This is a genomic window from Kineosporia mesophila, assembly GCF_021129235.1.
GTDB classification, from domain to species: Bacteria; Actinomycetota; Actinomycetes; order Actinomycetales; family Kineosporiaceae; genus Kineosporia; species Kineosporia mesophila.
Window position 1 is genome coordinate 196,018 of the sequence record NZ_JAJOMA010000001.1, and the last position, 17,487, is coordinate 213,504.

Annotated in this window: 17 protein-coding genes and 1 pseudogene; 7 read left to right on the plus strand and 11 right to left on the minus strand. The window is 69.7% G+C overall.

Annotation, left to right across the window (positions count from 1 at the left end):
* Positions 1 to 65 precede the first annotated feature (65 nt).
* Entirely contained in the window at positions 66 to 1,466 is a 1,401-nt protein-coding gene (lpdA, locus tag LR393_RS00855) for a dihydrolipoyl dehydrogenase (RefSeq protein WP_231480900.1), read from the minus strand.
* Positions 1,467 to 1,714: 248 nt separating this feature from the next.
* On the opposite strand from lpdA, the gene LR393_RS00860 reads away from it, so the two are divergent.
* The 3 genes from LR393_RS00860 (at position 1,715) to LR393_RS00870 (ending at position 5,687) form a co-directional block, all read left to right on the plus strand.
* Positions 1,715 to 2,806, plus strand: a complete 1,092-nt coding sequence (locus tag LR393_RS00860; protein ID WP_231480901.1) for a S1 family peptidase — start codon at positions 1,715 to 1,717, stop codon at positions 2,804 to 2,806.
* A gap of 189 nt (positions 2,807 to 2,995) precedes the next feature.
* Positions 2,996 to 3,526, plus strand: coding sequence for a DUF6343 family protein (locus LR393_RS00865; RefSeq protein ID WP_231480902.1), 531 nt, complete (start codon positions 2,996 to 2,998; stop codon positions 3,524 to 3,526).
* Between the two features lie 397 nt (positions 3,527 to 3,923).
* Positions 3,924 to 5,687: a YML083C domain-containing protein gene (locus LR393_RS00870; protein ID WP_231480903.1), complete on the plus strand. Its 1,764-nt coding sequence runs from the start codon at positions 3,924 to 3,926 to the stop codon at positions 5,685 to 5,687.
* 51 nt (positions 5,688 to 5,738) lie between these two features.
* Here the strand turns inward: LR393_RS00870 and LR393_RS00875 are convergent, their stop codons facing one another.
* Positions 5,739 to 6,062 (minus strand): hypothetical protein, encoded by a 324-nt coding sequence (locus tag LR393_RS00875; protein ID WP_231480904.1) that lies wholly within the window; start codon positions 6,060 to 6,062, stop codon positions 5,739 to 5,741.
* Entirely contained in the window at positions 6,056 to 7,570 is a 1,515-nt protein-coding gene (locus tag LR393_RS00880; protein ID WP_231480905.1) for a polysaccharide biosynthesis tyrosine autokinase, read from the minus strand. The genes LR393_RS00875 and LR393_RS00880 overlap by 7 nt, the downstream gene beginning before the upstream one ends.
* Positions 7,571 to 8,129: 559 nt before the next feature.
* Between LR393_RS00880 and LR393_RS00885 the strand changes: the two genes are divergently transcribed.
* On the plus strand, positions 8,130 to 9,635 hold the full coding sequence (locus LR393_RS00885) for a tetratricopeptide repeat protein (protein WP_231480906.1): 1,506 nt from the start codon (positions 8,130 to 8,132) through the stop codon (positions 9,633 to 9,635).
* Positions 9,636 to 9,659: 24 nt separating this feature from the next.
* Here LR393_RS00885 and LR393_RS34830 read toward each other — a convergent pair whose 3' ends face one another.
* The gene (locus LR393_RS34830; RefSeq protein ID WP_269326451.1) at positions 9,660 to 9,782 is read right to left on the minus strand and encodes a hypothetical protein; all 123 of its coding nucleotides are present in this window, start codon (positions 9,780 to 9,782) and stop codon (positions 9,660 to 9,662) included.
* Positions 9,783 to 9,949: 167 nt separating this feature from the next.
* Here LR393_RS34830 and LR393_RS00890 point away from each other — a divergent pair, with 167 nt between their 5' ends.
* Together LR393_RS00890 and LR393_RS00895 are read left to right on the plus strand one after the other, a co-directional pair.
* Positions 9,950 to 10,801 carry a DUF1542 domain-containing protein gene (locus LR393_RS00890; protein ID WP_231480907.1) on the plus strand — a complete coding sequence of 284 codons (852 nt, stop codon included), beginning with the start codon at positions 9,950 to 9,952 and terminating at the stop codon, positions 10,799 to 10,801.
* Between the two features lie 177 nt (positions 10,802 to 10,978).
* Positions 10,979 to 11,404, plus strand: a complete 426-nt coding sequence (locus tag LR393_RS00895) for a hypothetical protein (protein WP_231480908.1) — start codon at positions 10,979 to 10,981, stop codon at positions 11,402 to 11,404.
* 8 nt (positions 11,405 to 11,412) lie between these two features.
* On the opposite strand, the gene LR393_RS00900 is transcribed toward LR393_RS00895, so the two are convergent.
* From LR393_RS00900 to LR393_RS00925, 7 genes and pseudogenes are all read right to left on the minus strand, one after another.
* A complete protein-coding gene (locus tag LR393_RS00900) occupies positions 11,413 to 12,102 on the minus strand; it encodes a molybdopterin-dependent oxidoreductase (RefSeq protein ID WP_231480909.1) in 690 nt (229 codons plus the stop codon).
* 265 nt (positions 12,103 to 12,367) lie between these two features.
* Positions 12,368 to 12,982, minus strand: a complete 615-nt coding sequence (locus tag LR393_RS36860; RefSeq protein WP_407937284.1) for a TOBE domain-containing protein — start codon at positions 12,980 to 12,982, stop codon at positions 12,368 to 12,370.
* Positions 12,968 to 13,384: pseudogene (locus LR393_RS36865) on the minus strand (ATP-binding cassette domain-containing protein); the annotation flags it as partial. The pseudogene LR393_RS36865 and the gene LR393_RS36860, both read right to left, overlap by 15 nt.
* Positions 13,385 to 13,488: 104 nt before the next feature.
* The gene (locus tag LR393_RS00910; protein ID WP_231480911.1) at positions 13,489 to 14,334 is read right to left on the minus strand and encodes an ABC transporter permease; all 846 of its coding nucleotides are present in this window, start codon (positions 14,332 to 14,334) and stop codon (positions 13,489 to 13,491) included.
* Between the two features lie 163 nt (positions 14,335 to 14,497).
* Positions 14,498 to 15,286, minus strand: coding sequence for a molybdate ABC transporter substrate-binding protein (gene modA / locus LR393_RS00915; RefSeq protein WP_231480912.1), 789 nt, complete (start codon positions 15,284 to 15,286; stop codon positions 14,498 to 14,500).
* Positions 15,287 to 15,315: 29 nt separating this feature from the next.
* Entirely contained in the window at positions 15,316 to 15,726 is a 411-nt protein-coding gene (locus tag LR393_RS00920; RefSeq protein WP_231480913.1) for a TOBE domain-containing protein, read from the minus strand.
* A 69-nt stretch (positions 15,727 to 15,795) separates the two neighbouring features.
* Entirely contained in the window at positions 15,796 to 16,101 is a 306-nt protein-coding gene (locus LR393_RS00925; protein ID WP_231480914.1) for a hypothetical protein, read from the minus strand.
* A 96-nt stretch (positions 16,102 to 16,197) separates the two neighbouring features.
* Between LR393_RS00925 and LR393_RS00930 the strand changes: the two genes are divergently transcribed.
* The gene (locus tag LR393_RS00930) at positions 16,198 to 17,481 is read left to right on the plus strand and encodes a multidrug effflux MFS transporter (RefSeq protein ID WP_231480915.1); all 1,284 of its coding nucleotides are present in this window, start codon (positions 16,198 to 16,200) and stop codon (positions 17,479 to 17,481) included.
* Positions 17,482 to 17,487 lie beyond the last annotated feature (6 nt).

Consider the following 17,487-nt stretch of genomic DNA (forward strand, 5'->3'; position numbering starts at 1 on the left):
CTGTCCATACATGCGGAACGGCCGCGCCCCCAGAGGGGCGCGGCCGTTCCGGGTGAACGGGCCGATCAGAAGTTGATCATGTGCCCGGCCAGGCCGTGCACCGCTTCCTTCACGGCCTCGCTCAGAGTCGGGTGGGCGTGCACGTTACGGGCGATCTCGTGCACGGTGAGGTCCCACTGCTGGGCCAGGGTCAGCTCGGGCAGCAGCTCGGTGACCTCGGGGCCGATCAGGTGCCCACCGATCAGCTCGCCGTACTTGGCGTCGGCGATCAGCTTGACGAAGCCGACCGGCTCGGCCAGGCCGTGCGCCTTGCCGTTCGCGGTGAACGGGAACTTGGACACCTTGACGTCGTAACCCTTTTCGCGGGCCTGAGCCTCGGTGTAGCCGAAGCTGGCGACCTGCGGGTTGCAGAACGTGGCGCGCGGGATCATCGCGTAGTCGAGCGTCATGGTCTCGGCGCCGGCAATGGTCTCGGCCGCGATGATGCCCTGCGACTCGGCCACGTGGGCCAGCATCAGCTTGGACGTGACGTCACCGATGGCGTAGATGCCCGGCACGTTGGTGCGCAGGTTGCCGTCCACCTCGACGGCGCCGCGCTCGGTCAGCTTCACGCCGGTGTTCTCCAGGCCGTAGCCCTTCGTACGCGGCACGAAACCAATGGCCTGCATGACCTTCTCGGTTTCCAGGACCTGCTGCTTGCCGTCTTTGGTGACGGTCACGCGGACCGGGCCGGAGCCGTCCTCGATCGAGTCCACGCGGGTGCCGGTGAGGAGCTTGATCCCGGCCTTCTTGTACCGCTTGGCGAGCTCGGTCGAGACGTCGACGTCCTCCAGCGGCAGGATCCGGTCGAGGAACTCGACGATCGTCACGTCCACGCCGTAATTGCTCAGCACGTAGGCGAACTCGATGCCGATGGCACCGGCGCCGGCGATGATGATGCTCTTCGGCAGCTCGGACGTCATGATCTGCTCTTCGTAGGTCACGACCCGCTCGGAGAGGGTCGTGCCCGGCAGCAGGCGGGTGGTGGCGCCCGCCGCGATGATGGCGTTGTCGAAGGTGACCGTCTCCTCGCCACCGTCGTTGAGCTTGACCTGCAGGGTGTGGGCGTCGACAAACGTGCCCCAGCCGTTCAGCTCGTCGATGCCGTTCTTCTTCATCAGGAAGTGCACGCCCTTGACGCGGCCGTCGGCCACGGAACGGCTGCGCGAGAAGGCGGCCTTGAAGTCGAAGGTCACCTGACCCTCGATCTGGATGCCGAAGGTCTTGGCCTCGTGCTGCACGGTGTGCGCCAGATCGGCGTTGCGGAGCAGGGCCTTGGAGGGGATGCACCCGACGTTGAGGCACACACCGCCCCAGTACTTGCTCTCGACGATGGCCACCCGCTTGCCGAGTTGCGCTGCTCGGATGGCGGCGACATAGCCGCCGGGGCCGGCTCCCAGAACGATGACGTCGTAATGACCAGGCATGTCCATACACGTTAGTGGCCTTCTCGCGCGAGCCGCGCGCAGGTCCCGATGTGACGTCCGGGCGCGTCCCGGGAGTGACCGGGGTCACATGCCGGTCAAATTCTCTGCGCTTTGTGACCGTCGGGTTACTTTCTGGCGTTCAGGTCTTGTCATCGCTGCGGACAAATCGGACTATTAGGGCGCTTCCGGGTCGCCCGGACGTGTCCCTGACAGGGCATCGCCCATCACGTCTGTCGAGAGGAACCACCGTGAAACCCAGCCGTCTGCTTATTGGCCTGGCCACTTCCAGTGTCGTCGCCGTCTGCCTCGCCGCACCCGCAGCTTCCGCGGGTGCCGCCGTCGGCGTCGGCGCTTCTCCCACCAGTCAGCTGGTGGCCGTCACCGCCGCGCAGAAGGAGTCCGTGAAGCAGGACAAGGCGGCCGACGCGCTCGCCAAGAAGCTCGGGAAGGAGAGCGCCGGCGTCTACTACGAGGGCAGCACGCTGACGGCCGCGGTCACCACCAAGGCCGCGCTGAAGGAGGCCAAGGCCGAGGGTGCCAGCGCGCACCTGGTGAAGCACACCACGGCCCAGCTCAACGCCGCGTTCAAGACGCTCGACTCGACGGTGAAGCTGTCGGGTACCTCCTATGGCGTCGACCCGGCGTCGAACAAGGTGCTGGTCACCGTGGACAGCACGGTCAAGGGCGCGAAGCTGGCCAAGGTCGAGGCCGCGGTGGCCAAGCTCGGCACCAAGGCCACGCTGGAGAAGACCTCCGGCGTGTTCAGCACCAAGATCGCCGGTGGGCAGGCCATCTACGGCGGTGGCTATCGCTGCTCGCTGGGCTTCAACGTGGTCAGCGGCTCGACGTACTACTTCCTGACCGCCGGGCACTGCGGTGAGGTGGCGAGCACCTGGTACTCGAACTCCGGTCAGACCACGGTCCTCGGGCCGACGGTGGGCTACTCGTTCCCGGGCAACGACTACGCCCTGGTGCGGTACAGCAGCTCCACCACTGCCCACCCGGGCACGGTCTACACCTACAGCGGCTCGCAGGAGATCTCCAGCGCCGGCACGCCGACCGTGGGCCAGACCGTCTACCGCAGCGGTAGCACCACCGGTGTCCACAGTGGCCGGGTGACCGCGCTCAACTCCACCGTCAACTACGCCGAGGGCAGCGTCTCGGGTCTCATCCGCACCACGGTCTGCGCCGAGGGTGGCGACAGTGGTGGCTCGCTCTACGCGGGCACGGTGGCGTACGGCCTGACGTCGGGTGGCAGTGGTAACTGCACCTCCGGTGGCGTCACGTACTTCCAGCCGGTCACGGAGGCGCTCAGCGTCTACGGGGTCAGCATTTACTAAGGGGTTCGTCCCCTGAGGGGGCGAACGTGAGGACGCCGGTGAGCCCTGACCGCCGGCGTCCTCACTCCTTTGTCCCTCCCGCCGCTGGAGGGATGCCGTGAAGGGGGCGGATCGGGCATGATCGGTCCTCTGCGTGCGACCCGACCCCGGCCGGGCATAGCCTGGTTGCGGACGAGGGGTGGTGAGGGCATGCGGCGCACCGGTAACGAGCCGAACAGCGCGCGCAGCCCGCTCCGGCTGCGTCTGGGACTCGCACTGACCGGTCTCGTCTCCTCCACGATCGCGGCCGTCGTCCTGGCCGGCCGGGAGTCCACAGCCATCGTGCTGGTGTTCGCCGCGGTGGCGGTGAGCGCGGCCGTCGACCTGCTGGTCGTGGTGCGCCGGATACGGCAGGGCCCGCACTTCCAGCCGGGCTCCCAGGTGCCGCCCTACCCTCCCGTCGACCCACCGCCGCGGCCCCCACGGGAGCGTCGGCCGGTCGACGAGGGCACCCGCGTCCGCCGGTATCTCCTGATCATGGGAACCTGCGTACTGCTCGTGATTGCGGCCTGGACCGTGGTGAGACCGATCTCCACCGGTGCGGCCGTGGTCATGGGCATCGTCGCCGCAGTACTTCCACCCGTCGCAGTGTTCGTGGCCGGCCTTGGCGCGAACCTCTCCGGTGGCGGTACCGGCCCGGGATGGCAGCGTCGCCCCCGGGACGGGGGACTGGGAAACTGAGTCCCCCGTGACGCAACCGGCACAGGGGTCTCGTGCGTCAGAGTCTCTGCCTGCCGTGGGCCTACCCACGGCGAGCTATGAATTGTTCGGACAAAAGCCACACGTATAGGGCGATCCGGTTCGGGTGAGTCGCCGCTGTCGCGTACCGTAGTACCCGGTAGAGGGAAGGAGCGTTGCCTTGTCGGACCCGGCGCGCCTGTCGCAGGAAACGGGCAACCAGCTCATCGATGGTGTGAACACGGCTGACCCGACGACCGGGACTCTGGAGTACGCCTCGGCGTCTGCGGAGACCGCACAGGAGCTCAGCCCGTTGGCAGCTACGAGAGCTGTCGGCCCTGTTGATCTTTCCTCTTCTTTTGACACCTCTTCTTCCAGCACATCGGGTGGTTCTGGGCCAGTGCGACTGATCGGCGGAGACGAGACCTCCGAAGCGATGCAGATGGCGGAGGCGGGCGCGATGTCGCTCGCCCCGGACTCCGACGCGGGTAGGGCGGACTTGTTCTCCACCTCCAACCTGCCGGCCGTCGTGGGAGGTGGCCCCGACAGCGGTGGCCTCTCCCTCAGCGCCGCCTCCGTGGGGGCAGCCCTCAGGGCCACCGGAGCCCCTCTCGACGTGGCTGCTGTCCCCTCCAGCTCACCGGCCTCCGGCGCACTGCCGACGGCCGATCCCGAACTGGGTCCCTCGACCGAGCCCTACACGGTCCAGCCCGAACCGGCCTCCGTGGCGGCGGGTGGCTCGTCGTTCGGTGCCTCGGCCTCGGCCGGGTCGGGAGCATCCGGGTCGGGGGCGTCCGGGTCGGGTCGTGGTGGCCAGCCGCCGCAGCAGCCGTCCCGGGCCTCGGCCTCGTCGGGCTCGTCCGAGTCGTCGGGCCCGTCCGGTCAGCCGGCGCAGGGCGGTCAGGGTGGTGGCCGTCCCGGTCGCCGTTCGCCCGACACCGGTGCGTTCGTGCCGCGGGAGATGGTCGCCCGGCGCCGCGCCGCCGAGGCGATGACGCGTGCCATCGTGATGGCGCCGCCCCTCCCGCCGTCGATGATGACCGGTTCCCAGCCGATGCCGGGGGTGCAGAACCCGGCCAGCGGCCCGATCACGCAGCCCGGTGGCCCTGAGACCCAGGTCGACCCGGCCGCCGCGGCCCGGGCCCAGGTCCAGCCCGGCGCCAAGAACCGCAAGCGCAAGGGCCGCAAGCAGGGGGCCCACACCGCCGGCATCCCGCTGAACACCGGTGCCAACCAGCAGGTGCAGCCGCCCACCGGCCAGCTGCCGACCGCTCCCGGCACCGGCTCGGTCCCGATCGGTTACAGCAACCCGCAGGGTTATGCTCCGCAGGGCTATCCCCAGGGGTATGCGCCCCAGGGCTACGCCCCGCAGGGCTACCCGCAGACCTATGCGCCGCAGGCGTACGCACCCCAGGGCTACCAGCAGCAGGGTTACCAGCAGCAGGTGCCGACCGGCTCGATGCCGGTGAGTGCGATGGGTTCGGTGGGCGTGCCCACCGCCCCGCCGCAGCAGCAGCTCTACCAGGGTCACCCGCCGCGGCAGCCGAACCAGAAGCTGCCCTCCGCGGGTGCTCGCTGGGCCATGTTCGCGGTGGTCTGCCTGGTGATCGGTGGCATCATCGCCGGCGTCATGATCAGCCTGGGCCCCGACAACAAGGATCCGAACGCCGCCGAGAACAACACCACGGCCACGCCCACGGTGACAGCCACGCAGGCGGCGACCGAGAAGGTGAAGTTCACCTGGAAGTCCTTCGACCCCGACCCGTCCGGTAGCGGTGTCACGGATCAGGGCAACGGCACCTACCGCGCGGGAGCCGGCTACAACTCGGCTGCTTTCGGGAACCTGAAGAAGGGCCTCGGCCTGGTGCTCGACCTGGGCGAGGCCCGTGAGATCAGCGAGGTGAAGGTGAACGTCGGCGCTGCCCCGATCACAGTCGGGTTGCGGTCGTCCGATGAACTCTCCACCTCTGACCTGAGCGCTTACGACAAGGCGGTCTCCCAGAAGAAGTCCACGGGGAACGTCACGCTCGATGGGAGCAAGGCCGGCAAGCATCGCTACTGGATGGTCTGGGTGACGAGCCTGGCTCCGAGCACCGACTCCAGCCGCAGCGGCCGGTACGACTTCACCCTGAAAGACGTCACTGTGACGGCTCCGAAGCAGTAATCGGTTCTCGACCGTTACGAAGGGCGCGACCTCCTGGGGTCGCGCCCTTCGTCATATCCGCGAACGCAGTCCGTCCAGCACGTGGTCGGCGAGGGGCCAGCGGGGCACCACTCCGTCGACGGTGACCGCTACGGCTCCCTGGCCGGCGCGCGCCCAGCTGATGCCCTCGTAGCTCAGCACCGTGCCGGGGCGGGCCAGCCAGTGGCGCAGGGCCTCACGGTCGAAGACGGCGTAGCAGCTGTCGCCGACCCAGCACTCCACATACGCCCGGAAGATGCGCAGTTCCAGGGTGACTGCGCTGCCTGCGGTGTCACGCAGATCGATTCCCAGGCCGGCCATGCTCTCAGCGTCGGTCAGGGCATTGAACCTCACCATGACGCGACATGGCACGCTAGGTGCACCGTGCGTAACCATTTCGTCACAGGGGCTTGCGGAGGCCTGTGCTCAGGGGGTGTGGCTGGGGTGCTCTCGGGCTCGGGGAGAGTGACGGCGGCCGAGCGCACGATCTGGGGGAGGGGCTTGGCCTGGGAGACGTTGCCGTACCCATAGCCGTATCCGTACCCGTCGTAGCCGCTCCGGTTCTTCTTCTTGGGGGCGAAGTTCAGCACCGATCCGAGCAGCTTGGCGTTGACGGCGGCGAGGGCCTGCAGGGCGCGGTTGGCGTCTTCCTTGCGGGTCTTCCCGTGGCGCAGCACCAGCACGGCGCCGTCGGCCGCGGCGGCGAGCACGGCCGCGTCGGTGACGGGTAGCAGGGGCGGGGCGTCGACCACGACCACGTCGTAGTGCTCGGCCAGGGTGGCGAGGAGATCAGCCATCTGCTGGGAACCGAGGAGCTCCGAGGGGTTCGGGGGAGTAGGGCCGGAGGGGAGAACGGCCAGGGTGTCGCGGCCGTAGACCGTGACCACGTCGCGCAGGTCGTGGCGGCCGGCGAGCACGGTGGTCAGGCCCGCTCCGCTGCTGATGCCCAGGTAGCGCCCGACGCTGGGCTTGCGCAGGTCGCCGTCCACCAGCACCACGCGGGCACCGCCCAGGGCCAGGGTGAGCGCGAGATTGCAGGCCGAGGTGCTCTTTCCCTCGTCCGGAAGGGGTGAGGTGACCACGATGACGCGGGGCGGCGAGTCGACGTCGGCGAACTGCAGGTTGGTGCGCAGCGTGCGGAAGGCCTCGGCTCGCGCACCGTGCTCGTCGGAGTCGACCAGCGGTTGCTTCGAGGTGCTCGCGTCGAACGGAACCACGCCGAGAGGCACTGCCCCGGTGAGTTTCTCGATGTCGGAGATGCTGGAGACCGAGGTGTTCAGGGCGTCGCGCAGCACGGCCGCACCGATGCCCAGGCCGAGGCCGACCAGCAGGCCGAGGGCGAGGTTCAGCGGCACCCGCGGGGCGACCGGGGTGGAGGACTCGGTGGCACTCTCCACGACCGACAGGCGTACCGGTGAGGACTCCTGCTGCGGAAGCTTTTCCAGCTGGGAGACGTAGTCGGGGAACTTGTCGGCGATGCCGTTGGCGATGACCGCGGCCCGTTTCGGGTCGGTGTCGGTGACGGTGATGTCGAGCAGCACCGTGTCGGCCGGGGCGGTCACGCTGATCTGGCCCGCCGAGATCGGTACCCCGTAGGCCGCGGAGACCTTTTCGAGCACCGACGGACTGGTCACCACGTCGGCGTACGACTTGATGCGCTGCTGGATGAACGTACTGCCCTGGCTCATCTGCATGACGCTGTCCTGGTTCTCGCCGGTGATCCCGACGAACATCTCGGTGGTGGCCGAGTAGGTGCGCACCTGACGGTCGGTGTAGGCGTACGCGGCGCCGGTGCCGAGAGCGGCGAGCAGTAACACCACGAGCCACTGCCGGCGCAACACATGCAGGTACTGAACGATGGTCACGCGTGACCCCCCAAGGGCAGTGTCGGGCATCTGTCCATCGCTGAACGGTCTTCATGCTATCGACGCCGAATGGCCGGGACCGGCCTTGCGGCAATCCGTTCGACCGATGCCGGAGTAGGTATTTCGGTCAAGGCAAATCCCGGAGTATGGAATGCTGGATGCTCGCACTCCTGATGGTGCGGTGGAAATTTTTCAGAAATGTGCGCACGAATTCTGGCCTGAAATGGCACGCTGCAGTGCAAGTGTGCGTCGGGTGTGCGTGGAGATACGCAGGGGTACTGCACCCACAGTGCACTTGCAAATCAATCTCGTCAGCCTCTGGAGAAAGCGGTGAATTCGCGCCTATGCTGACAATTGCTGCACGCGCAGTAGGTGTCGGCGGACCATATTTGCGCGATTGACGGGGGTCATCGTGATGACGGTGGAACGCTGGACAGGGCATGAGGCGTGGGCTTTGCGTCGGGCTCTGAGAATGACCGTGGTGGGATTTGCCGAATATCTCGGTGTCGGCACCCGCACGGTGAGCAAGTGGGAGGCACGTGGTGCTGACATCGAACCGATGCCAGAACTACAGGCGGTGCTCGACACCGCCCTGGCCCGGGCAGACCGGGCCAGTGCCGAGAGATTCCGGCTGCTGATCCAGGCGGGTACGGCCGCAAGGGCCGCCGCGGGCAGACGGCGTGGCACGGTGGAGAAATCGCCCTCCTCACCGGCACCGGTGGCTCCGGTGTCCCCGGTGACGAGGGCGGTGGGTCCCGGACGTTCGGTCCGGGCTGCCCGTGCCAACCAGAACCTGGCCGATGCGGCCGGCCGTGTGGCGCGTACCTCGGTGCGCGACCGCACGACGGTGCCCGGCCGGATCCGGCCCAGGCGGCGTCCCGGCGCGCCCTCGGACCTCTCACCGGTGGCTCCGGTGACAGGACCGATCGCGCTGGGTGGTGCCGGGGTCCAGGGCAGTCCGAGAGGTGTGGCCGTCCACGACTGGCTGACCGACCCTCTGGTCCAGCTGCGTGCGGTCGACTCGGTGCCGGAAGGCGGTGCGCCCTCGGTCGCGCCGTCCCTGGCCTGCGCTCCGCCCGAGAGCTGGGAGACGAGCTGGCAGGAGGCCCGGGGGCAGAACGCCACCGAGCCACCGGGCGGCCTTCTCGCGGTCGGGCGCAGCGATGTCGAGGCGGTGCAGGAGACCGTCTCGTTCTTCAGCCGTGTCGACCAGCGCCGGGGCGGTGGTCACGCCCGGACAGCGGTGCTGCAGTACCTCACCTCCGACGTGTCCGCGTTCCTGAACGGCCGGTTCACCGACGACTCGGTGCGGCGGCAGATGTTCGCCGCGGCCGGGGAACTCGCGTGCCTGGCCGGGTGGATGTCGTACGACGACGCAGAACACCCGACGGCGCAGTGGGCCTACTCGATCGCGGTCAAGCTGGCCGCCGAGGCGGACGACGCACCGCTCGCCGGGTTCGCCCTGCGGGCCATGTCCCGGCAGGTGCTCGACCTCGGCCAGCCCGAGCGGGCACTCGACCTGGCCGCGGCCTCGGTCAACGGTGAGCGCTACCGGCGGGCCGTACCCCGGGAACGGGCTCTGCTCTGTCTGGGGCAGGCCCGGGCGCTCGCCATGGCGGGTGACCGGCAGGCCGCTACGGTGGCGGTCAAACAGGCGGAGGCGGAACTGGCCTCGGCCTCGGCGTCCGACATCGAGCCCGACCGGGTGTTCTTCGTCGGTGAGGCCTCGCTGGCTCACCAGAGCGGTTGCGTGCTGCGTGACTTCGGAGACCTGCGGGGCGCGCTCGAGGCTTTCGAGCGGGCGGTCCAGATCCGGCAGCGGTCGAAGTTCGCGCGGGCCCACGCCATCACCCTGGGCGACCTGGGTGATGTCCAGGCCCGGCTCGGCCGACACGACCAGGCCGTCGTGACCTGGTCCCAGGCGCTGGATGCGATGTCGGGCGTCCGCTCGGCCCGTACCCGCGCCATCGCCCGTCGCATCCGCGTGATGACGGCGAGCAAACCGGTGCGGGTCGAGGGTTCGGAAGAACTCGCGGCCCGCGTGGAGCACTACCTGGCCGGGTAGCCGAACCTGCGCTGGGTGCCCCGGTCACGTCGACCGGAGCACCCGGCCAGGAGCCATGCCCAGAACCAGGGCGGCGACCAGACAGCTGAGGTGATCGAGGTAGCTGGACGGCTGGGAACGGTCGTCCCGCTCTCCGTTCGTGATCATGCAACCTTTCCCCACGGAAGTGGGGGCACCTCCCGGCCGAAGGCTGGGGGATTGCATGATCACGGACGAAGGGATGGCTCTGGGTCCCCTCCTGGCGCAGGGCCGGTCCCAGCCGCTTCCCAGGCTGTTCGGGGCGGGCGCCCGGTTGTCCGGGCGAACCTTCACTCATGCTGATGTTCATCTTCACCGCGTTGCTCATCGCCGGTGCGGTGGGCTGGTTCATGAACCGGCGCACGCCGGTACCGGCCCAGGGCCGCCCGGTCGACCCGCAGAACGGTTACCAACCGCGCTACCAGCCCGACCGACCCGACCAGCCCAACCAGCAGCCCGACTACGGCACGCCCACCTACGGCTACACCCCGACCGCCGGCCCGGACCTCTCCGACGCCCGCGCCGAGGCCTCGCACTGGGTGGAACGTCTCGGTGGCGGCATCACCGCGCTGGAGGGCACGAACGACGGCACCAACGCCGCGGCCCGGCAGTCGATGGCCGAGGCCGGCGAACGGCACGCCTCCGCCCGCCGTCAGCTGGCCGAGGCGGTCTCGGCCAAACAGATCCAGCTCGCCGGCCGCACCGCAATCGAGGGTCTGCACTACCTGCGCTCGGCCCGGACCGCGCTCGGTCTCGACCCCGGTCCGGCGGTGCCGCAGGAGAGCGCGGTCCCGACGGTCGAGGGCACCCGCCGGGTCACCGTCAACAACGAGGAGTACGTGGCCTCGTCCGGTCCCGGCAACGCGACCCCGTACTACTACCCCGGCGGCCAGGTGCAGGGCCGGACCGTGCCGGCCGGCTGGTACAGCCGGCCCTGGTGGAAGACGGCCATGGTCGCCGGCGCCGCGGGTATCGGGTCGATGCTGGTGCTCGATGCCCTCTTCGGCGACCACGGCTTCGGCGGTCACGGCCACGGCTTCGGCGGCCACGGCTTCGGCGGTGGCCCAGGTGGTCCAGGCGGCCCCGGTGGCCCGGGCGGCTTCGGAGACGGGTTCGGAGACGGGTTCGGCGATGGATTCGGGTTCTGACCGGCGGCGCCTCTACAGCGCCGCCCGGTCCCGGTCGATTACCTCCCCGCCATCGGCACGTCGGGTACCGGTCACCTTGGCGTGTTCCGCCGTCCTCGTCGATGATGGGTTCACCAGGACTCCAGGGGTCATCGCCGATCCGCCTAACTCCCAGCAACCCCGCAGCGGAGGCCGATCGTGGAACTCCACCTGATAGCGAGCCGGGTGCTCGGCGTGATGCCGCGCAACCCCGAGCAGTTCCACGCCACGTTCGACCACGCGATGTCGGTCCTGGCGGCAGAGCCGGCCATGCGCTGGTCGTGCATCGCCCTGATCGCGGCCGGGGTGGGCCTGGCCCTGACCCGGCGCCTGATCCCGACCCTGATCGGCGTCCTCGCGCTCGGCGTCACCAGTTACGTGTGGCTCCAGGTGAGCCATGTGCGCGAGGGCGTGATCCTCTACACCTTCTCGTACGAGCACGGCCTCACCGAGGCCGATCTGCTCGTCCCCGTGGTGGTGACGATCTCGGTCGTGCTCTGGCTGATCGGCCAGGCCGTGTGGCGCCGCCGGGGACCTCGCGAGACGTACCGCCAGACCCGCACCGTGTCGATCACATCGTCCTGAAAGGCAGTTCAGCCCTCGACGTCCTGCCCGCCCGGCCCCTCGGAGCCGGGTGACTGCGACGGCAGGCGCCCCGGATGGGTCTCCTGGTACGACCAGCGCTCCTCGGCCCACACCTGCCCGCGCAGGTGGTACCCGCGTTCCTCCCAGAAGCCCCGGCGCGGCTGCAGCAGGTACTCCCAGCCGCGGAACCACTTCGGGCCCTTCCACGAGTACAGGTGCGGAATGATCAGCCGAACGGGGTAACCGTGTTCGGGCGCCAGGTCGGTCCCGTCCTGGCGGGTCGCGAGGATGGCGTTGTCGGCGATCAGGTCGTCCAGCCGCACGTTGGCGCTGTAGCCGTACTGCCCGTAGACGATGACGTTGGTGATCCCGGGCAGGGGCGGGTAGGCCTCGACGACGTCGCGGGCCAGCACGCCCTCCCACCGGTTGTCGAGGGTGGTGAACTTGCCGGCGCAGTGCATGTCGGCCGTCAGCGAGGACTTCGGCAGCTGCTCCAGCTCGCCCAGCGTGACCACGAAGCTCTCGTCGCTCTTCGTCGCCCCGCCGAAGCTCATCGACCAGGTGTCGCGGTCCCGGACCTTGGGAACGGGTCCGTAGTGGCGCACCGGGCGGTCCAGGCGGCCCCTCTGGCCAGGCGGCATGAGGCGGTCGTCCGGCTGTTCGCCCGGGAGGTGGTCGTGATCCGGTCCCTCCTGCATCCCGTCCCTCATCCCGCCCATCAGGTCTCGTGATCCCGCCGCGTCCGTACGATCTTGAATTACCGACCGGCGTCCACCATGTTCGACGCTGTCGGCCCATTCGCCCAATCGGCAGGTGGGCGGGGCCCTGGACTCTACTGACCGGTCAGTCAGGGTAGTTGACGCGGCCCGCTTCGGTGGGGACCGGGTTTCTGTAGGTGTCCGGATGCACCCGGTCATGTCCGCAGTTGGGACGAGGTGAGGACGCGGGCGGGCGGGGAAGCGGTCAGGGAGCCGGGTAGGCGGTGACCTCGGTCGCCTTGGCCGACAGGCGCACCTCCTGACCGGGTGACAGCTGGAGCTCGGCGACCGCCGCCGCGGTGACGTCCACCAGTGCGTCGGGAGCGCCGGTCACGGCCACCCGCACCCGGTCGGTGAGCAGCTCGACCCCACTCACCGTGCCGGTCCAGACGTTGCGGGGCGAGCCCTGGGGCAGTTCACCCAGATGCAGGGAGATGGCGCCGGGGGAGAGCACGGCCAGAACCCGGGAGCCCTCGGCCAGATCCTCGACACTGCGGGTCGCGGTCCGCAGCTCGCCCCCGCCGTCCAGCACGATGCGTCCCGGACCGGCCAGGCACCCGCTGTAAAGGTTGAGACCCATCAGCCGGGCCACGTATTCGGTGACCGGCCGCCGGGCCACCTCCGAGGGCGTCCCGGTCTGGGCGATGCGGCCCTCCTCCAGCACCAGGATGCGGTCGGCCAGCACCAGCGCCTCCAGCGGGTCGTGGGTGACCACGATGCTCGGCCCCGCGAAGGCGCTCAGGTGCCGGCGCAGCTCGGTGCGGATCTCCAGGCGGGTGCGGGCGTCCAGCGCGGCCAGCGGCTCGTCGAGCAGCACCATGGCGGGTTCGCTGGCCAGGGCCCGGGCCAGTGCCACCCGCTGGGCCTGCCCACCGGAGAGCTGGTCCGGGCGGCGCGCGGCCAGGGAATCCAGGCCGAGCCGCTCCAGCACCTGCGCGGCGCCGGTGCGGGCCACGCCCCGGCGGGCCCCGCGGGCGCGGGCCGCGAACGCCACGTTGTCGAGCACCGACAGGTGCGGGAACAGCCGGTAGTCCTGGAACACCAGCCCGACGCGGCGATCGGTGGTGGGCACGAACAGGTTCGCCGCCGGGTCGTCCCAGCGCGCGCCCCCGACCTCGACGTGCCCCTCGCGCAGGGCCAGCAGCCCGGCGAGAGCCCGCAGCAGGGTGGTCTTCCCGGCCCCGTTGGGCCCGAGCACGGCCAGCACCTCGCCCGGCCCGACGCGCACCTGCGCGCGCAGTTCGAAGTCCTCGCGGCCCACCACGATGTTCGCGTCCAGTCCGATGGTGGACGCGCCGACTGTCGCCTCGGGCGGGCTCGCGCCGGTCACAACCGTGCTCCACTGCTGAGCCAGCGATCACGCAGGAGGGCCAGCGCGGCCACCGAGACCAGTAGCATCACCAGGCTCAGGGCGATGCCGGCGTCCGGGTCGTTCTGGATCAGCAGGTAGATCTTCAGCGGCATGGTCTGGGTGGTGCCGGGGAAGTTGCCGGCGAAGGTGATGGTGGCGCCGAACTCACCCAGCGCCCGGGCCCAGGTCAGCACGCTGCCCGCGACCAGGCTGGGCGCGATCAGTGGCAGCGTGACCCGGCGGAACGTGGCGAACGGCTTCGACCCGAGCGTGGCCGCGGCCTCTTCCAGCCCTTGATTCGCGGTGCGCAGCGCGCCCTCCACCGTGATCACGAGAAAGGGCATGGCGACGAAGGTCTCGGCCAGGATCACGGCGGTGGTGGTGAACGGCAGCGAGTAGCCGAACCATTCGTCCAGGTACCGCCCCACCAGTCCGCGCCGGCCGAGCGCCACCAGCAGGGCCACACCGCCGACCACCGGCGGCAGCACCAGCGGCAGCGTCACCAGGGCCCGCAGCACACTGATCCCCGGCCGTCGGCTCCGCGCCAGGATCCAGGCCAGTGGGATGCCGAAGAACAACGACAGGCCGGTCGCCGCCGTCGCACAGACCAGCGAGAGACGCAGCGCCTGAAACGCTTCCGGCTCGGACAGCAACTGCGGCAGATCGGTCCAGGGGGCCCGGACCAGAAGCCCGGCCAGCGGCAGCAGCAGGAACAGCACCGCGACCAGCGCGGGCAGCATCATCGGCCACGGCGTCCGCGTGGTGATCCGCAGATCCCGGTCCCGGCGGCCGGGCCGGTCGCCGCGGTCGAGGGCCATCATGCGTCCCCTTCCTCCTTTCTCTTTCCCGCCACTCTCTTTTCACCGTGATCATGCAAAACCTCCCCAGTGTTCTAGAACTCTTCGAGGAGGAGTTCTAGAACTCCGGGGAGGTTTTGCATGATCACGAACAAGGGGTTGTGGGGGTTGTGGGTCGAGATCGGGGTCAGGGCTTGCTGAAGCCGGCTGTCCCCAGTTCGGCCGTGCCCTTGTCGGAGAGCACGTAGTCGACGAAAGCCTGGGCCAGGTCGGCGTTCTTGCTGTTCTTGAGGGAGGCGATCGGGTAGGTGGTGGTGGCGTTGTCGTCGGCCGGGATCTCGATGCCCGAGACCTTGTCGCCCGCGGCCTTGACGTCGGTGACGTAGACCAGGCCCGCGTCCGCCTCGCCCAGCGTGATCTTCGACAGGGTGGACTTCACGTCGACCTCGTTGCTGACCGGGGTGACGGTGATACCGGCGTTCTTGAACACCGCACGGGCGCTCACGCCACAGGGCACGTCCTGCGCGCAGAGCACCACCTTGACGTCCTTGTTCGTCAGGTCGTCGAGGGAGTCGACTCCGGCCGGGTTGTCGGCCGGGACCGCGATCTCCATCGTGTTGTTCGCGAAGGCAACCGGGTTGGAGGCATTTCCGGCCTCGACGACCTGGTCCATGTTCTTCGTGGCGGCCGAGGCGAACACGTCGGCCGGGGCGCCCTGGTCGATCTGCTCGGCCAGTCCGGAGCTCGGACCGAAGCTGAAAGTGACTTTCGTGCCTGGGTTCTCGGCCTCGAAGGCCTTGCCCAGGTTGGTGAACGAACCGGTCAGGGAGGCGGCCGCGAACACGGTGATCTCACCGGACGGACCCGAGGACGACGACGCCGACGGCGTGCCCGAGGACGACGACCCGCCGCAGGCGGCGAGGGACAGGGTGGCGGCGGCCAGCACGGCGACCGCGCTGAACGTGTTTCTGCGCAAGAGTTTTCTCCGGGAATCGAGAGGTTGGGTCAGGACGGGTCGGGGACCTCGACCACGACGTTCGTCGACTTGATCGAGGCCACGGCGAGCGAACCGGGCTGCAGGCCCAGCTCGTCGGCGGCCTCGCGGCTCATCAGGCTGACTACGCGGAACGGCCCGGCCTGGATCTCGACCTGGGCCATCACGGTGTCACGCACCACTCGGGTGACGAGCCCGGTGAACCGGTTGCGCGCCGAGGAGAGGCCGAGGCCGTCCTGGTCGGGGCCCGGGGTCTCGGCCGCCAGTTTCTCGGCGAACACCGCCAGGTCGGCGCCCTCCACCGCGCGGCGCCCGGAGTCGTCGGTCGTCGTGGGCAGGCGCCCGGAATCGGCCCACCGGCGCATGGTGTCGTCACTGACGCCGAGCAACTCGGCGGCCTGCCGGATCCGGAACCTGGTCACGTTCGTGAGCATAACCGCAGGTGCGGATCAATCACCGTCCGAGGTTCCGTAGTTGCGTAACCGTAGTACTCAGAGCCGGGTGGTGGGCACCCGCACCGTGATCAGCCGCAGGTCGTCGGCCAGGTCGTCGATCCCCTCCCGCTGCACCGGCCCGGCCACGATCAGCGCGTGCAGCGGATGCCGCTCGCCGAGGGCCCTCACGACCTGAAGGGTCTCGTCCTCGGCCCGCAGGCTGTCGTCCAGGTCGAAGGTGTCCAGCAGGGCGTACCCCTCGGAGCCGGCGCACAGGGCTATCTCGATGCGGGCCCGGCGGCGCAGCTGGTCCGACGACCCGGGTGGGACGCGGAACAGCCCGACCGCGAGGGAATGCGCCATGTCACCAGAATCCGTGACCAGGTTCTGGACAGCGATGTTCCACCGGTGAACCGCTGCTGCATCGTCCCCGTCCAGGGCGTTCGGTAGATTCGTCCGGTGCCGCGCCCCTCTTCCCTTCTTCGTGTCGCCGCCGTTCCGTCCACCGTGGCCCTGGTCGTCGTCACCGGGGTCGGCCCGATCGCCACCGACTCCTACGTGGCCGCCCTGCCCGCGGTGCAGGACTCGCTGGACACCTCGGCCGCGGTCGCGCAGCTGACCCTCACCGCGTTCATCGTCGGCATGGCCGCCGGCCAGATCCTGTTCGGCCCGGTCAGTGACGGCCGGGGGCGGCGCCGGCTGCTGGTGGGCGGGGCGATCGTGTTCACCCTGGCCTCGGCGCTGTGCGCGGTGGCGCCGACCGGTGCGCTGCTGGTGGCGGCCCGGCTCGTGCAGGGGCTGGCGGCGGGCTCCGGCATCGCGATCGGCCGGGCCGTGGTGGGCGACGCCTATCCGCCGGCGGAGGCTGCCCGGCGCTACGGCACGCTCGCGTCCATCGTCTTCCTGGGGCCGGTGCTGGCCCCGGCCGCGGGCGGGCTGATCCTCACGGTGGGCGACTGGCGCACCGTATTCGTCGTCCTCACGTTCTTCGGGGTCCTGATGATCCTGGCCGCCGGGCTGGGCCTGCCCGAGACCCTGCCGCCGGAGCAGCGCCACGGCGGTGGTCTCGGCGCGGCGGTCCGCCGGATGCGCGACCTGGGCGGCGAGTGGTCGTTCATGCGCCACGTCTGCCTGCAGTGCCTGACCATCTGCGGGTTCTTCACCTACATCGGGGGCTCGTCGTTCGTGCTCCAGGAGGTCTACGGCATCTCCGAGAGCACCTATGCGCTGGTGTTCGCCGTGAACGCCTGCGCGATGGCCGCCACCAGCATGCTCTTCCGGTTCGCGATCGGCCGGGTGTCACCGGCCCGGCTGCGCGTCATCGGGATGGCCGTCTCGACCTCCGCCGCCGTCGGGGTGCTGGCGTGCGCCGGGGCCGAGCGGGTGGCGGGCTCACCGCCCCCGCTGGCGATCGTCTGGGTGCTGCTGTCGGTGCTGGTCGGCGGGATGGGCCTGACCATCCCCTCCGCCACCGCGCTCGGCCAGGAGGCCGGTCGCCGGGCCCGGGGCACGGCCGCCGCCCTCCAGGGCGGTCTGGCGTTCTTCTGCGGTGCGGCCGTGACGCCGCTGACCGGCCTGATCGGCTACGACACCCTGCTGCCGATGGCCGCCCTGATGAGCGGCTTCTTCCTGCTCGCCCTCCTGACGCTCACCGTCTGGTTCGGGATCCGGGAGACCGGTGGTGCGGCGTCCGCTAATGGGGAGAACATGAAGGTGACCGGATCGCCCGAGCTGCACAGCTGAGCAACA

Bases quoted from the DNA above. Each gene is read 5' to 3' on its own strand.
- LR393_RS00890 (WP_231480907.1), top strand. From the start codon at position 9,950: ATGCTGATGTTCATCTTCACCGCGTTGCTCATCGCCGGTGCGGTGGGC.
- LR393_RS00875 (WP_231480904.1), bottom strand. From the start codon at position 6,062: ATGGTGAGGTTCAATGCCCTGACCGACGCTGAGAGCATGGCCGGCCTG.
- LR393_RS00925 (WP_231480914.1), bottom strand. From the start codon at position 16,101: ATGGCGCATTCCCTCGCGGTCGGGCTGTTCCGCGTCCCACCCGGGTCG.
- LR393_RS00910 (WP_231480911.1), bottom strand. From the start codon at position 14,334: ATGATGGCCCTCGACCGCGGCGACCGGCCCGGCCGCCGGGACCGGGAT.
- lpdA (WP_231480900.1), bottom strand. From the start codon at position 1,466: ATGCCTGGTCATTACGACGTCATCGTTCTGGGAGCCGGCCCCGGCGGC.
- LR393_RS00900 (WP_231480909.1), bottom strand. From the start codon at position 12,102: ATGCAGGAGGGACCGGATCACGACCACCTCCCGGGCGAACAGCCGGAC.
- LR393_RS36860 (WP_407937284.1), bottom strand. From the start codon at position 12,982: ATGGTGCTGCTCGACGAGCCGCTGGCCGCGCTGGACGCCCGCACCCGC.
- LR393_RS34830 (WP_269326451.1), bottom strand. From the start codon at position 9,782: ATGATCACGAACGGAGAGCGGGACGACCGTTCCCAGCCGTCCAGCTAC.
- LR393_RS00865 (WP_231480902.1), top strand. From the start codon at position 2,996: ATGCGGCGCACCGGTAACGAGCCGAACAGCGCGCGCAGCCCGCTCCGG.
- LR393_RS00885 (WP_231480906.1), top strand. From the start codon at position 8,130: ATGCCAGAACTACAGGCGGTGCTCGACACCGCCCTGGCCCGGGCAGAC.